This window comes from Nocardioides sp. WG-D5 (assembly GCF_054031175.1).
The window spans coordinates 1,298,954-1,312,986 of the sequence record NZ_CM132928.1; the positions used below are offsets into that span (position 1 = coordinate 1,298,954).

The 14,033-nt window shown below is 69.6% G+C and carries 14 protein-coding genes; 8 read left to right on the forward strand and 6 right to left on the reverse strand.

The features are described from left to right. Positions 1-9: 9 nt before the first annotated feature. From ACWZJV_RS06390 to ACWZJV_RS06410, 5 genes are all read right to left on the reverse strand, one after another. Positions 10-375 carry a hypothetical protein gene (locus ACWZJV_RS06390; protein ID WP_457180643.1) on the reverse strand — a complete coding sequence of 122 codons (366 nt, stop codon included), beginning with the start codon at positions 373-375 and terminating at the stop codon, positions 10-12. Beyond that, positions 375-1,313: a hypothetical protein gene (locus ACWZJV_RS06395; RefSeq protein ID WP_457180644.1), complete on the reverse strand. Its 939-nt coding sequence runs from the start codon at positions 1,311-1,313 to the stop codon at positions 375-377. Before ACWZJV_RS06395 ends, ACWZJV_RS06390 begins: the two co-directional genes overlap by 1 nt. Further along, entirely contained in the window at positions 1,310-1,840 is a 531-nt protein-coding gene (locus tag ACWZJV_RS06400) for a SigE family RNA polymerase sigma factor (RefSeq protein WP_457180645.1), read from the reverse strand. Before ACWZJV_RS06400 ends, ACWZJV_RS06395 begins: the two co-directional genes overlap by 4 nt. A gap of 126 nt (positions 1,841-1,966) precedes the next feature. Further along, entirely contained in the window at positions 1,967-3,820 is a 1,854-nt protein-coding gene (gene lepA / locus ACWZJV_RS06405) for a translation elongation factor 4 (protein WP_196873311.1), read from the reverse strand. Between the two features lie 22 nt (positions 3,821-3,842). Next, positions 3,843-4,772, reverse strand: a complete 930-nt coding sequence (locus ACWZJV_RS06410) for a glycoside hydrolase family 25 domain-containing protein (RefSeq protein WP_008363710.1) — start codon at positions 4,770-4,772, stop codon at positions 3,843-3,845. Positions 4,773-4,881: 109 nt separating this feature from the next. On the opposite strand from ACWZJV_RS06410, the gene ACWZJV_RS06415 reads away from it, so the two are divergent. The 8 genes from ACWZJV_RS06415 (at position 4,882) to ACWZJV_RS06450 (ending at position 12,057) form a co-directional block, all read left to right on the forward strand. Next, on the forward strand, positions 4,882-6,462 hold the full coding sequence (locus ACWZJV_RS06415) for an alkaline phosphatase D family protein (RefSeq protein WP_457180646.1): 1,581 nt from the start codon (positions 4,882-4,884) through the stop codon (positions 6,460-6,462). Positions 6,463-6,542: 80 nt separating this feature from the next. After that, positions 6,543-6,845, forward strand: coding sequence for a hypothetical protein (locus ACWZJV_RS06420; RefSeq protein WP_196873308.1), 303 nt, complete (start codon positions 6,543-6,545; stop codon positions 6,843-6,845). Continuing rightward, positions 6,845-7,897: a M48 family metalloprotease gene (locus ACWZJV_RS06425; protein ID WP_008363706.1), complete on the forward strand. Its 1,053-nt coding sequence runs from the start codon at positions 6,845-6,847 to the stop codon at positions 7,895-7,897. Before ACWZJV_RS06420 ends, ACWZJV_RS06425 begins: the two co-directional genes overlap by 1 nt. Then, positions 7,894-8,391: a DUF4919 domain-containing protein gene (locus tag ACWZJV_RS06430; RefSeq protein WP_008363704.1), complete on the forward strand. Its 498-nt coding sequence runs from the start codon at positions 7,894-7,896 to the stop codon at positions 8,389-8,391. Before ACWZJV_RS06425 ends, ACWZJV_RS06430 begins: the two co-directional genes overlap by 4 nt. Beyond that, positions 8,391-9,461, forward strand: coding sequence for a hypothetical protein (locus ACWZJV_RS06435; RefSeq protein WP_457180647.1), 1,071 nt, complete (start codon positions 8,391-8,393; stop codon positions 9,459-9,461). The genes ACWZJV_RS06430 and ACWZJV_RS06435 overlap by 1 nt, the downstream gene beginning before the upstream one ends. Further along, on the forward strand, positions 9,458-9,955 hold the full coding sequence (locus ACWZJV_RS06440) for a DUF4919 domain-containing protein (RefSeq protein WP_457180648.1): 498 nt from the start codon (positions 9,458-9,460) through the stop codon (positions 9,953-9,955). Before ACWZJV_RS06435 ends, ACWZJV_RS06440 begins: the two co-directional genes overlap by 4 nt. 33 nt (positions 9,956-9,988) lie before the next feature. After that, entirely contained in the window at positions 9,989-11,044 is a 1,056-nt protein-coding gene (locus tag ACWZJV_RS06445; protein WP_457180649.1) for a WD40 repeat domain-containing protein, read from the forward strand. 68 nt (positions 11,045-11,112) lie between these two features. Beyond that, positions 11,113-12,057, forward strand: coding sequence for a hypothetical protein (locus ACWZJV_RS06450; RefSeq protein WP_457180650.1), 945 nt, complete (start codon positions 11,113-11,115; stop codon positions 12,055-12,057). Here the strand turns inward: ACWZJV_RS06450 and ACWZJV_RS06455 are convergent. After that, positions 12,042-13,901: an AMP-dependent synthetase/ligase gene (locus tag ACWZJV_RS06455; RefSeq protein ID WP_008363692.1), complete on the reverse strand. Its 1,860-nt coding sequence runs from the start codon at positions 13,899-13,901 to the stop codon at positions 12,042-12,044. The genes ACWZJV_RS06450 and ACWZJV_RS06455 overlap by 16 nt on opposite strands. Positions 13,902-14,033: the final 132 nt, after the last annotated feature.

The following is a 14,033-nucleotide window of genomic DNA, read 5'->3' on the forward strand; positions in this document are numbered from 1 at the left end:
GCGGCTCACTCAACCACCGGCGATCCCCTGCGGACCCGACCGTTCTTGCGCACTGCGACCTGGAGGGCGAGCGGCTCGTCTGCCGCTCGCGACGACCAGCACCACGAGCATCACGGGCACGACCACCGTCCACGAGGTCGGCAGCAGAGCTGCGGCACAGCCGAGCGTCGTGAGCACGAAGCCCGGCCTCGGACACGACGGCAGCAGCAGCGTGCCGGCCAGGACCAACACTCCGCCGCCGACGAGCGTGCCGAACCAGAACAGCAGGCCGCCGTCGCCGCTGCGTACGACCCGAACGGTCTCCGCCGCGCCCGCCGCGAGCAGCAGGCAGCCGAGGAACAGGCCGTACCACCACACCCAACCACGCCGCCTCATCATCGGACCTCTTCGCGCCAGACGAGCCCGAGGAGAGCGTCCGGCGGCACGTCCCCCACGATCCGCAGGCTCACGGTGTGCGCCTCACCGGGCGTCAGGACAAGCCCCGGCCCGCCGTTGCCGAGGGTCAGCCCGGTCTCGGGCCGGCCGTCGACGTAGACCTGCACCTCCTGGGTGCCCGATCCCGAGGTGTACCAGCCCACCTCGACAGGGCGGGTCCGGGAGGAGTACGTCGAGGAGAGGACTCGAGCGCCCGGCATGGACTCCTCACGCCTGACCAGGCGGAACTCGCTTCCGCCGTCCATCTCGAGAGCCTGGACCTGGTGGCCGGCGACCGTGGCGGCGGGTGCGGGCAGCCGGTAGACCGCGGCTCCGATCTGCCCGTCCACGGGTGGTGCCTTCTCGCGTCCGGACGTGCTGGTCAACCAGAGTCGGAGGGTGTGCTCGCCCTTGACCGGGTGTTCCGGTCCGAACTGGTAGGCGATCCAGCGACCCGAGAGGAGTGGCACGTCGCACGGCAGCTCTCCCGGCTCTCCGTCGTCCATCGCGACGCGCAGGGTGTATCTGCTGCCCACGCCCTCACAGACGGCCCGCCACTCGGTGTTGCGGGAGGCCTCGGCGGTGAACACCATCTCGCTTCGTCCGGTGGCGACCTCGGCGTCGATCAGGGTCCGGCCGGCGAACGACTCGACGAACAGGTCGCTCGTCGGGCCGGGCGGAGTCACGACCGGTGCGGTGCGGTCGAACGGGTTCACTCCCAGAGCGGCCAACCCGGCTGCGGGCAGGACGATCGCCACCACCGCCGCCACGACCAGTGCACGACGAACCCGGATCCTGGCCGCCCGTCGCCGGACCGCCGCACCCCGGCCGACGACCCCGGTGTCCTCGATGGCGTCGGCGTGCGCGCGCAACGTGTCCTGAAGCTGCTGGATGCTCATCGCGCCGCCTCCCCGTGCGTCTCCTGGACCAGTGCGTCGTCGAGGCGCAGCTTGGCCAGTGCCTTCACCCGCTGGCTCTTCACGGTGCCGATCGAGCAGCCGAGCAACCGAGCCGTCTCCGCTTCGCTGAGGTCCTCGACGTACCGCAGCACGATCACCGCCCGCTGTCTTCTCGGCAACCTGCCCAACGCCGCCCACAGGTCGTGAGTCGCCGCGCGGTCCTCGTCGTACTCGGCCTCCGGCAGCTCAGAGGTCGGCCGCTCATCGTTCCACCTGCGGCGCCACCAGGTGGCGTAGGTGTTGACGAGGATCTTGCTCACGTACGCCGCCGGATCGCCGTCGATCCGCGACCAGGACAGCCACGCCTTCACCAGCGCCGTCTGCAGAAGGTCCTCCGCGCGCCCCCGGTCGTGAGTCAGCAAGTAGGCGGTCCGCAGCAGCCGCGTGGAGCAGGCCTCGACGAAGTCGTCGAACTCCCGCGCAGCTCCCGCTCCGCTCCACTTCCCCGAGACCTGGGTCGCATCCACGTCCCCTCCCCGCTCGTCGCCCCCGACGAGGCGCCCCTATCAAGGACGACCACCTCGACCCCGGGAAAGGTTGTCCTCCATCGAGGGTAGGACGTCGCGGGCCCGGCGGCTCGACCGGCGGGGCAGCTACTTCTTGTCGGTCGAGGCCTGAGTGGTGGAGAGCGCAGCGACGAAGGCTTCCTGAGGGACCTCGACGCGGCCGACCATCTTCATCCGCTTCTTGCCCTCCTTCTGCTTCTCGAGCAGCTTGCGCTTGCGCGAGATGTCGCCGCCGTAGCACTTGGCGAGGACGTCCTTGCGGATGGCGCGGATGTTCTCACGGGCGATGACGCGGGCGCCGATGGCGGCCTGGATGGGCACCTCGAACTGCTGCCGAGGGATGAGCTCCTTGAGCTTGCCGGCCATCATGACGCCGTAGTTGTAGGCGGCGTCGCGGTGGACGATGGCGGAGAAGGCATCGACGGGCTCGCCCTGGAGCAGGATGTCGACCTTGACCAGATCGGCGGCCTGGTCGCCGGAGAACTCGTAGTTGAGCGAGGCGTACCCCTTGGTCTTCGACTTGAGCTGGTCGAAGAAGTCGAAGGCGATCTCGCCCATCGGCAGGACGTAGCGCATCTCGACGCGGTCCTCGGAGAGGTAGTCCATCCCCTGCAGGGTGCCGCGCTTGTTCTGGCACAGCTCCATGATCGTGCCGATGTAGTCGGACGGCGCCAGGATGGTGGCGTTGACGACCGGCTCGCGGACCTCGTTGATCTTGCCCTCGGGGAACTCCGAGGGGTTGGTCACGATGTGCTCGGTGCCGTCCTCCATGACCACGTCGTAGACCACGTTGGGCGCGGTGGAGATCAGGTCGAGGTTGAACTCGCGCTCGAGCCGGTCGCGGGTGATCTCCATGTGGAGCAGGCCGAGGAAGCCGCAGCGGAAGCCGAAGCCGAGGGCGCCGGAGGTCTCCGGCTCGTACGTCAGCGCAGCATCGTTGAGCTGCAGCTTGTCGAGCGCCTCGCGCAGGTCGGGGTACTGGTCGCCGTCGATCGGGTAGAGCCCGGCGAAGACCATCGGGTTGGGGTGGGAGTAGCCACCGAGCATCTCCTCGGCGGGCTTCCCGTTGTTGGTGACGGTGTCACCGACCCGCGACTGGCGTACGTCCTTCACGCCGGTGATCAGGTAGCCCGTCTCGCCCACGCCGATGTGGTCGGCCTTGACCGGCTCCGGGGAGATGACCCCGAGCTCGAGCATCTCGTGGACGGCACCGGTCGACATCATCTTGATCTTGTCGCGGTGCTTCAGCGAGCCGTCGAAGACCCGGACGTACGTCACGACGCCGCGGTAGGTGTCGTAGACCGAGTCGAAGATCAGTGCCCGCGCGGGCGCGTCCGGGTCGCCCACCGGCGGCGGGGTCTCGGAGACGATGTGGTTGAGGAGGTCCTCGACACCGACCCCGGTCTTGGCCGAGACCTGGAGCACGTCCTCGGGCTCGCAACCGACCAGGTTGGCCAGCTCCAACGCGTACTTCTCGACATTCGCCGAGGGCAGGTCGATCTTGTTGAGCACCGGGATGATGTGCAGGTCTGCACCCATCGCCAGGTAGAGGTTGGCCAGGGTCTGCGCCTCGATGCCCTGGGCCGCGTCGACGAGCAGGATCGCCGCCTCGCAGGCCTGCAGGGACCGGGAGACCTCGTAGGTGAAGTCGACGTGGCCGGGGGTGTCGATCATGTTGAGGACGAACGTCTCGCCCTCGTTCTCACCCTCGGTGACCGTCCACGGCATCCGCACGGCCTGGGACTTGATCGTGATCCCGCGCTCGCGCTCGATGTCCATGCGGTCGAGATACTGCGCCCGCGCGGCGCGCTCGTCGACCACACCGGTCAGCTGCAGCATCCGGTCGGCCAACGTCGACTTGCCGTGGTCGATGTGGGCGATGATGCAGAAGTTGCGGATGATCGCCGGGGGCGTGGAGCCGGGCTTCGGGGCAGCACTCATGATGGGGGCCATCCTCCCACGCTCAGTACTGATGGAACCAAAGCGGCAGCTGCACCGACTCGCCCGGGCAGGTCACGTTGCGGTCGCGGCCGGCCTCGAGCCACTGCACGATCACCGCGGCACCGCCCTGGAACATCCAGTCGCCGTCGCAGCGCTCCAGCGCCGCGGCCCGCGACGTCTCGCCCGCCGGGCGCCACTCGGGCAGCTGCAGCTGCAGGTCGCCGACGATCGGTGTCCACAGCCCCTCGATCGAGTAGACCCCGACCCGTATCCCGGCGTCCTGGTAGCCGGCCACGGCGCCCTGGACCACCGCCTGGTTGGCCGCGACGTCGTCGGACCACTCCCAGTCGGGGACCGGCTCGACGTCGAGCCACACCGAGGGTGACTCCAGCCCGGCGCGCTCCATCTGCTCGAGGTTCCACCGAGCCTGCTGATAGCCGACGTTGGTCAGCCGGCCGATCTTCGTCTCCGGGTCGCCGGGGCCGTCCTCGCCGTACTCGCGGAGCGTGGCGGCCTCGGGATAGGAGACGACCGCGTACGCGGAGGTCATCACCTTGTTCGTCCTGGCCCACTCGACCTGCGAGGCCAGGCACGGGTTGGGGGTGAACGCCGGGCCGTTGGTGAGCCCGATGATCACGTACTCCGCCGAGTCGAGCGGCATCGGCAGCCCCAGCGTACGGCGCTCCTTGATGCCCATCCCTTCGGGACACTGCGGCCAGCTCAGGTCACCGCCCTCGACGATCCCGCGGTCCTGAGCGGGTGCGACGGACGGGATGTCGAGGGACTCCAGCGCACGCGGCGCCGGGCTGGACCGCGTCTCCGACTCGGGCGCCGCGGGGACCGACGGCGAAGCCGACTCGGCCTCGGCAGGCGGCTCGGCGGCGCAGCCGAACAACGCCGGCGCCACCAGGAGCAGCAGCGCAGCGGCGTACGTCTTCTTTCTTGCCCACATCACCGCAGATACTGCCAGCCGGATCCCAGCGGGTCACGTCGCTCACGTGTTCACCGGCACGACCCGCGGAACTCACCGGTAGTTCTGCCGGAATCGGCAGGTTTGGCTCATGACCCCACTCAACCGCCGCTCCGTCCTCGGCTTCGGTGCCGCCGCCGGTGCCGGACTCGTCATCCCCACGACCGCTGCAACCGCTCACGCCGCCCGCGCGGTCCCCACCTCTGCTCCCGCCTTCATCCGCGGCAACCGCCCGACCCTCACCCACGGCGTCCAGTCGGGCGACGTCGGCGCCCGGGGCGGGGTGCTGTGGAGCCGCGCGGACACGACCTCGCGTCTGGTCGCGGAGATCTCGACGGACGAGTCGTTCCGCCGGGCGCGCCCGGTCGGCGGCCCCGTGGTGACGGGACGCAGCGACTTCACCGGCGAGCTGAAGGTCGACGGCCTCGAGGCGGGGCGGGACTACTTCTACCGGGTCCGTGCCGTCGACCCCGACGACCCGCGCCGTGGCAGCGCCTGGGAGATCGGCCGGCTGCGTACGGCACCGAGCAGGCGCCAGGACATCCGGTTCCTGTGGTCCGGCGACATCGCCGGCCAGGGCTGGGGTGCCAACCCCGACTTCGGCGGCTTCCGGATCGCGCCCGCGATGGCGGCGCGCGAGGCCGACTTCTTCCTGAGCTCGGGTGACAACGTCTACGCCGACGGCCCGGTCACCGCGACCGTGACCCTCCCCGACGGGCGGGTCTGGAACAACATCGTCACCGAGGAGAAGCACAAGGTCGCCGAGACGCTGACCGAGTTCCGCGGTCAGTACGCCTACAACCTGCTCGCCGACAACTGGCGTGCCTTCCTCGCCCAGACGCCGATCGTGGCGCAGTGGGACGACCACGAGGTCACCAACAACTGGTACCCGGGCGAGATCCTGCCCGACGACGGTCGCTACACCGAGCGCCGCGTGGACGTCCTGGCCGCCCGCGCGAAGCAGGCCTTCCACGAGTACATCCCGGTCGGCACCGCCTCCCCCGACCCGGACGGCCGGATCTACCGCAAGCTCTCCTACGGCCCGCTGATGGACCTCTTCGTCCTCGACATGCGCACCCACAAGGACGCCAACACGACCAACGCGGAGCCGACCGCCGACGGTGGCGTTCTCGGCGAGCGCCAGACCGCGTGGCTGCTGCGCGAACTGGCCGCCTCCCGCGCCACCTGGAAGGTCATCGCCGCCGACCTGCCGATCGGGCTGGTCGTCCCCGACGGCCCGCTGCAGGAGGGCATCTCCCAGGGCGACGGCGGCGCCCCGCTGGGCCGCGAGCTCGACATCGCCAAGGTGCTCACCGGGCTCAAGCGCCTCGGCATCCGCAACCACGTCTGGCTGACCGCCGACGTCCACTACACGGCCGCGCACTCCTACCACCCCGACCGCGCGGCCTACCAGGACTTCGACCCGTTCTGGGAGTTCGTCTCCGGTCCGCTCAACGCCGGCGCCTTCGGCCCGAACAAGCTCGACGCCACCTTCGGCCCGACCGCCGAGTTCGTGGCCGCTCCCCCGGCCGCGAACACCTCACCCGCCGACGGCTTCCAGTTCTTCGGTGAGGTCGAGATCGACGGACGTACGCAGCAGCTCACCGTCACCCTCCGCGACATCGACGGCGGGGCTCTTTTTACGAAGACGCTGGACCCGAGTTTCCGTTAGGGTCTCCGGGCTAGGGCGTGTCTGTTGTGAAGACACGCCCTAGTCGTCTCCCGTTCGGGCCCAGGAGGACCAGCAGACCCATGACCGAAATTCATGTCGTCCCCAAGGACATGAAGGCATCCATCACGGTCGCCACAGATGCCGAGAGCAACGTACGCAAAGCCGATTCCGCCGGCTATCTGAGCAAGGCGGGCGCGGCGGTCCCGGGGGCGGAGTCGGTCGGCTACATGTCCGAGCTCGGCACCCGCTGGACCGACGAGACCAAGGCTGCGGCCGACAGCTCCCAGAAGCTCGCCGCGGAGACCCAGAAGGCGCTCGACGAGTTCGAGGCAGCCGACAAGGCCGCCCGCGAGAAGGGCGGAAAGGTCATGGGCCCCAACTGATGGCGATCACCTTCGGCCAGGTCAAGACCTGGAAGGCGGCGCCCCTGGGCGATGCCGGTGACGGGCTCAAGGTCGACCTCCGCAAGCTGGAGACCAGCCGCGACGAGCTCGAGGCCAACGGCGTGGCCAAGTCCTGGACCGGCGCCGCCGCCGACGCGGCCCGTGGCCACCGCGACGCCCTGGTGGCCCAGCTGAGCAGCCACATCACCGGCAAGCAGCAGATGCAGAAGGCGCTCTACGCCGCCGAGCCCGAGGTCGAGGCCATCGAGCGTCTGGTGCAGGGGATCCTGGACCGGGCCAAGACCAACGAGTTCACCGTCGGCGACGACGGCTCGGTGACCAGCACCGCCACCCCGCCGCAGTTCAAGAGCCGTTTCGAGGCCGAGGAATGGGGCAACAGCCGCCAGAACATCGCCCAGGAGCTCGCCGACGACATCACCGACGCCCTCGCCAAGGCGGCCGGCGTGGACCAGCTCCTCACCGACGGCATCCCGACCGGCACCGACCAGGGTCTCGACCAGACCCGCGACCAGCGCGGGATGGCTTCCCCCGCGACCGCCGAGCGGTGGGCCCAGCTCACCGATGACGAGAAGCGGGCGATCATCGACCAGAAGATCAAGGAGCTGGCCGATGAGTACGGCCTCGAGGTCGACGACATCATCTGGGACGGCTCGCTCGGCAGCACCAACGGCTCTTGGAGCGAGGGCGAGCGCACCGTACGGCTCAACCCGAACAACCTCGACAACCCCGACATCCTGCACACCGTGGCTCACGAGCTGCGCCACGCGCGCCAGCACGAGGCGATCAGGGACAACAACGACTTCCAGTTCTGGTGGGAGGACGACCCCTTCGACATGCATGAAGAGGACGGCATCACCGAGGAGCAAGCCGAGGAGTGGGAGGACAACTTCGACGACTACAAGCCCTCCGACCAGGACTTCGACGCCTACTACAACCAGCCCGTCGAGGCCGATGCGCGCAAGTCCGGCCGCGAATATCTCGACAACCTGACGCCCGCTGAGCTCGACCGTCTCCTGAAGGAGTCGAAATGACGACGTACGCCGACCTGGTCACCGCCTACCTCGACGCCCCCGGCCCCGAGACGCTGGCGCCGCTGCGCCGTGCGGTGCGCAACTCCGCCAACTTCACCGTCGATCTCGACCTGGCCCCGATCGACAAGCTGCTCGCCGACGGCGCCTACGCCGAGGCCGCGACCGCGCTGCGGGCGCTCATGCCCGGTGCGATCTTCAGCCCGTCGGCCCACCTGCGCCTGGCGACGGCGCTGGAGCGCTCCGGTGAGGGGCGCTCGGCCGCCCGCGAGCGCCAGGTGGCCAGCGCCGCCCTGCGGAGCATCCGGGCGACCGGCGACGGCAGCGCGGAGCACCCCTGGACGGTGCTCCGGATCAACGACGAGTACGACCTGCTCCGCGCCCTCGACAAGGTGCCCGGCCGACAGGATCTCCTCGAGGCCGGCGGGCGCCGGATCGACCGCCACACCTGCACCGACGGCACCGTCGCCCACTTCGACGCGACCGCGCTCGTCTGATGGCGATCACGTTCGGCCAGCTCAAGACCTGGAAGGCGGCGCCGCTCGGCGACGCGGGCGACGGGCTCAAGGCCGACCTCCGCCTGCTGGAGAGCAGCCGCGACGAGCTCGAAGCCAACGGCGTGGCCAAGTCCTGGACCGGCGCCGCCGCCGACGCGGCCCGTGGCCACCGCGACAGCCTCGTCAAGGATCTCAGCAGCCACATCACCGGCAAGCAGCAGATGCAGAAGGCCCTCTACACCGCCGAGGCCGAGGTCGAGGTGATCGAACGTCTGGTCCAGGGCATCCTCGACCGGGCCAAGACGAACGAGTTCACGGTCGGCGACGACGGTTCGGTGACCAGCACCGCCACCCCGCCGCAGTTCAAGAGCCGTTTCGAGGCCGAGGAGTGGGGCAACAGCCGCCAGAACATCGCCGAGGAGCTCGCCGACGAGATCGAGAAGGCGCTGGCCAAGGCCGTCGGCGTCGACGCGATCCTCGCCCGCGGCCTGCCGACCGGCATCGACGAGCAGGGCGACGAGTACGGCAACATCGACCCGGCCATCGCGGAGAAGTGGGAGACGCTCACCGTCGAGGAGCGCAAGGCCGTGCTCGAGGAGATGGTCAAGAAGATCGCCGCGGAGAGCGGCGTCGACATGCCCACCATCGACTGGGACGACCTGGGCAACGACACCTGGGACGACGGCAGCATCACCTACGGCTACTGGAACGACGAAGAGCCCACGATGGCGCTCAATCCCAACGTGCTCGACGACCCCGGCCAGCTGATCAACACCGTGGCCCACGAGGTCCGTCACGGCCGGCAGCACGAGGCCATCGACGACATGAACGACTGGCAGTTCTGGTGGGAGGACGACCCCTTCGACGAGCACAAGGCCGACGGCATCACCGAGCAGCAGGCCGAGGAGTGGGAGGACAACTTCGACGACTACAAGAGCACCGACAACGGTGCCACCTTCGACGAGTACTACAACCAGCCGGTCGAGGTCGACGCCCGCAACTCCGGCCGCGACTACCTGAACAACCTCACCGAGGAGGAGTTCAACCGGATCCTGGAGGAGTCGCGATGACGACGTACGCCGACCTGGTCACCGCCTACCTCGACGACCCCGGCCCCGAGACCCTGGGGCCGCTTCGGCGCGCGGTCCGTGGCTCCGCGAGCTTCACCGCCGACCTCGACCTCGGCGAGGTCGACCGGCTGCTCGCCGACCGTGCCTACGCCGAGGCCGTGACCGCGCTGCAGCGGGTCATGCCGGGGGCGATCTTCAGCCCCTCGGCCCATCTGCGGATGGCGACCGCGCTGGCGGGATCCGGCGAGGAGCGGGCCGCGGCGCGGGAGCGGCAGGTCGCCCGGGCTGCGCTGCGCAGCATCCGCTCCACCGGCGACGGCAGCGAGCAACATCCCTGGTCGGTGCTGCGTATCAACGACGAGTACGACATGCTCCGAGCACTCCACAAGGTCCGGGACCGCCAGGACCTCGTCGAGACCGGCGGCCGTCGACTCGACCGCCTCACCTGCACCGACGGCACCGTCGCCCACTTCGACGTGACCTCGATCGCCTGACAGACGCTCGCCCCATATCTTCGCGAAGGACCGATGAAACCCCGAACGTACGCCCTCAGTGTCCCGCTCATCGGCGTACTCGCCGCCGCGCTCCTGGCCGGGTGCGCCGGCGACCCCGACCGGGACGGCTGCGACATCTCGGCGCTGGGGACGGCCGGCGGCTCGATCAGCCTGGCCGCCGCGGTGGCGCCCTCGCGGCTGGTCGCCGGCTCGCTGACCGCCGGTGCCGACGGGAAGTACGTCGTCGCCAGCTGCACCGACGGCACCTGTCGCTGGAACGCCGGCGGCGGTGCGTACGAGCCGATCTCCGAGACGGGCTACGGCGCCATCAGCCCGGACCTCACGCTGGTCGCGCGGAAGGTCGGCTGTTCGGACATCGCGCTGGTCGAGGTGGACAGCGACGACGAGGTCCAGCGGCTCGAGGGCCTGCCGAACCCGAAGGTCACCGATGCGAGCCCGGTCGGCGAGATCGCGTTCAGCCCCGACGGTGAGCTCGTGGCCGGTGCCGGGCTCGAGGGCGACCTGATCGTCTGGTCGGTCGAGGACGGTGACGAGGTGGCGAGCGCCGACCTCGGCAACGGCATCGGGTCGATCTCGTTCAGCCCGGACGGCACGCAGCTGGCGGTCGCGTCCGGCGACGGCGTGGCGATCCTTGAGGCCGAGTCGGGCGACGAGGTGGACACCCTCGCGGCCGCGCGCGGCGCCGATCCGGTCTGGAGTCCCGACGGCCGCTGGATCTCCGGTGTCACCTCCGAGGGGTACCCGACGGTCTGGGACGCCGAGACGTTCGAGGCCGTCGAGACGCTGCCCGGCCAGCCGGCCACGGCGGTCGCCTTCTCGCCGGACTCCCGGTCGCTGGCCGTCACCGCCGACCCCGGCAACGTCCGGCTGATGCTGTGGGCACCCGCCGCGCTGGGCGGCTCCGGCGGGTCCCGCGAGATCGCACAGGCACCGGCGATGACCTCGAAGGTGATCTTCAGCGCCGATGGCAAGACCCTCTACACCGCGTCGGCCCGCGAGGGCCTCGCCGCCTGGGACGTCGCCACCGGAAAGCCCGCGGGAACGTTCGACCAGCCGCCGATGCCCTGAAAACCGGTGGTCGAGCTCGTCGACACCTCCGCTGGCGCATCCTGGTCGGCGTACACAAGGATGTCGGGGTGAGCGCGATCCCGACGAACATCCCGCACGGACAGACCGCCCGCCGCCTGGAGTGGCCCCACCTGCCCCCGTTCCTGCGGGCCTCGATCGAGAAGCGGCTCGGCGGTGGCCCGGTGGTCTCCGCGCAGTCGCACGGAGCCGGCTTCACGCCGGGGTTCGCCTCGGTGCTGACCTGCCAGGACGGCTCCCAGCACTTCGTGAAGGCCGCCTCCGCCAAGGCGCAGCGCGACTCCGCGGCACTCCACCGTGAGGAGGCGGCGAAGCTGAAGAAGCTCGCCGGCTGGATCCCCAGCCCGAAGCTGAAGTGGTTCGACGACGGCGAGTGGGTGGTCCTGGCCTTCGAGTACGTCGAGTCGCGGCTGCCGTCGCGGCCGTGGACGTCCTCGGACCTGGAGGTCGTGTCGCGGGCGCTGGTCGAGACCGCCGCCGCACTCACCCCGGCCCCGGGCATCGGCTGGCCGACCTTCGCCGAGGAGCACGCCTCGTACCCTGCGTTGTGGGACCGGGTCGCCGACTACCCGCATGCCGACCGGGCGGCCGCGCTCGCGGGCGGCTTCGCGGAGCACACCGCCGGCGAGACGCTGGTGCACCTGGACGTACGCGACGACACCATCCTCATCCGGCCCGACGGTGGCGTGCTGCTGGTCGAGTGGACCTGGCCGGTGCTCGGCGCCGACTGGATCGACTCGCTCCTGCTGCTGATCGGTCCGCGCGGCGACGGTCTCGACGCCGAGGCGTTCCTGGCCGCGCATCCCTTGCTGTCCAAGGCAGACCCGGCGGCCATCGACTCGGTCCTCGCGCTCTTCGCCGGCTACTTCCTCGCCGCCGCCGACCAGCCCGTGAAGACGACCTCGCCCCACCTCCGCAGGATGCAGCGGTGGCAGGGCGAGGTGTGTCTGGACTGGCTGGCGGAGCGTCGGGCGTGGGATCAGGAGCCGGCGTAGAACGCGTCGATGCGCTCCTTCTCCCGCTCCTCGACGACGTTGCGCTTCACCTTGAGCGACGGGGTGAGCTCACCGCGCTCGACGGTCAGGTCGTGCTCGAGGATCTCCCACTTCTTGATGGTCTCCCAGCGGTTGAGGCTGGCATTGAGCTCGTCGACGTAGCCGCCGATCAGCTCACGAACCTGCGGCGAGGTGACGATCTCCTCGTAGGACTTCCCCTCCAGGCCGTTGGCGGCGCCCCAGGCGGTGATCGACTCGGGGTCGAGGGCGATCAGCGCGCTGACGAAGTTGCGGTTGGCACCGAAGACGAGGAACTGGCTGGTGTAGGGGCACAGCGCGGCGAACTTCGACTCGATCGCCGGCGGCGCGACGTACTTTCCGCCCGAGGTCTTGAACAGCTCCTTGATCCGGCCGGTGATGGTGATGTAGCCCTCCTCGTCGATCGAGGCCTTGTCACCGGTGTGGTACCAGCCCTCGGCGTCGAGCGCCTTGGCGGTCTCCTCGGGGAGGTTGTGGTAGCCGGGCATCACGTGCGGGCCGCGGATGAGCAGCTCGTCGTTCTCGCCGATCTTCACCTCGCTGCCCGGGAAGGCCTTGCCGACCGTGCCGAGCTTGTTCTCCTCCAGGGTGCCGACGGACGCGCCCGCGGCGTTCTCCGTCGAGCCGTAGCCCTCCATGATGAGGATCCCGGCGGCCCGGAACCACTCGGCGATGTCGCGGTTGAGCGGGGCGGAGCCGGAGATGAAGAAACGTACGCGGCCACCGAAGCGGTCACGGACCTTGCTGAGCACGAGCTTGTCGAGCACGGCGTGCTTGAGGGCCATGCCGGTCGGCACGGACTTGCCCTCGCGCAGCAGCCGGTCGCGGGCGATGCCGTTGGCGAAGGCAGCGTCGAAGAGCTTCTTCTTCACGCCACCGTCGTTCTCGACCATCATCATGATCCTGGCGTGGACCTTCTCGAAGATGCGCGGGGCGGCACCCATGAAGGTCGGCTTCACGATCGCCAGGTTGTCGACGATCTTGTCCATCCGGCCGTCGATCGCGGTCGGGAAGCCGCAGGCGATCTGGATCGAGAGCAGCACCTTGCCGAAGACGTGCGACATCGGCAGCCACAGGAACTGCAGGTCGTCGGGACCGAGGACGTCGCCCTGGACCCGGATGGCCTCGCCCTCGTAGACCCAGGCGCGGTGGAGCAGGCGCACGCCCTTCGGCCGGCCGGTGGTGCCGGAGGTGTAGACCAGGGTGGCCAGGTGGTCCGGGGTGATCTTGGCAGCGGTCTCCTCGATCAGGTCCGGGTGCTCGGCGAGGTACTTGTCGCCGATCGCCGCCAGGTCGTCCAGGCCGATGACCCGGTCGCCGTCGGTCGCGCCGTCGAAGGTGATGACCTTGACGATCTCGGGGAGGTCGGCGGCCCTCTCGGCGATCTTGGCGAGCTGGGTGTCGTCCTCGGCGAAGACGAAGCGGCACTCGGCGTCGCCGAGGATGTAGGCGGTGTCATCGACGTTGGTCGTCGGGTAGACCGTCGTGGTGGCGCCGCCGGCGAGCATCACCGCGAGGTCGGCGATGATCCACTCGTAGCGCGTGGTCGAGGCGATGCCGACCCGCTGCTCGAGCTCGAGACCGAGCGACACCAGGCCGGCGGCGAGGCGGCTGGCCTGGTCGCTGGCCTCCTTCCAGGTCAGCGACTTCCACTCTTCCCCGCCTGCCTCGGTCGTCGAGCCGACCACCGGGTAGCGGAACGCCTCCGCGTCAGGGGTCGCCTTGACACGGTTGAGGAAATGAAGGGCGAAGTTCGCCGGCATCTCGTCGAGAAATGCAAGATCGATCGCGGACTGGGTCGGCATGATTCTCCTGGCCTGCAGTATTTGCGTGGGGGTGGCAATGGGCGGTGTGCACGAGAGGCGCCGCGCGGGGGACCTTAGACGCTCGAGTCGCGTCGCAACAGGGGTCCCGCCCGGAAATCTCGTGACCGAGAT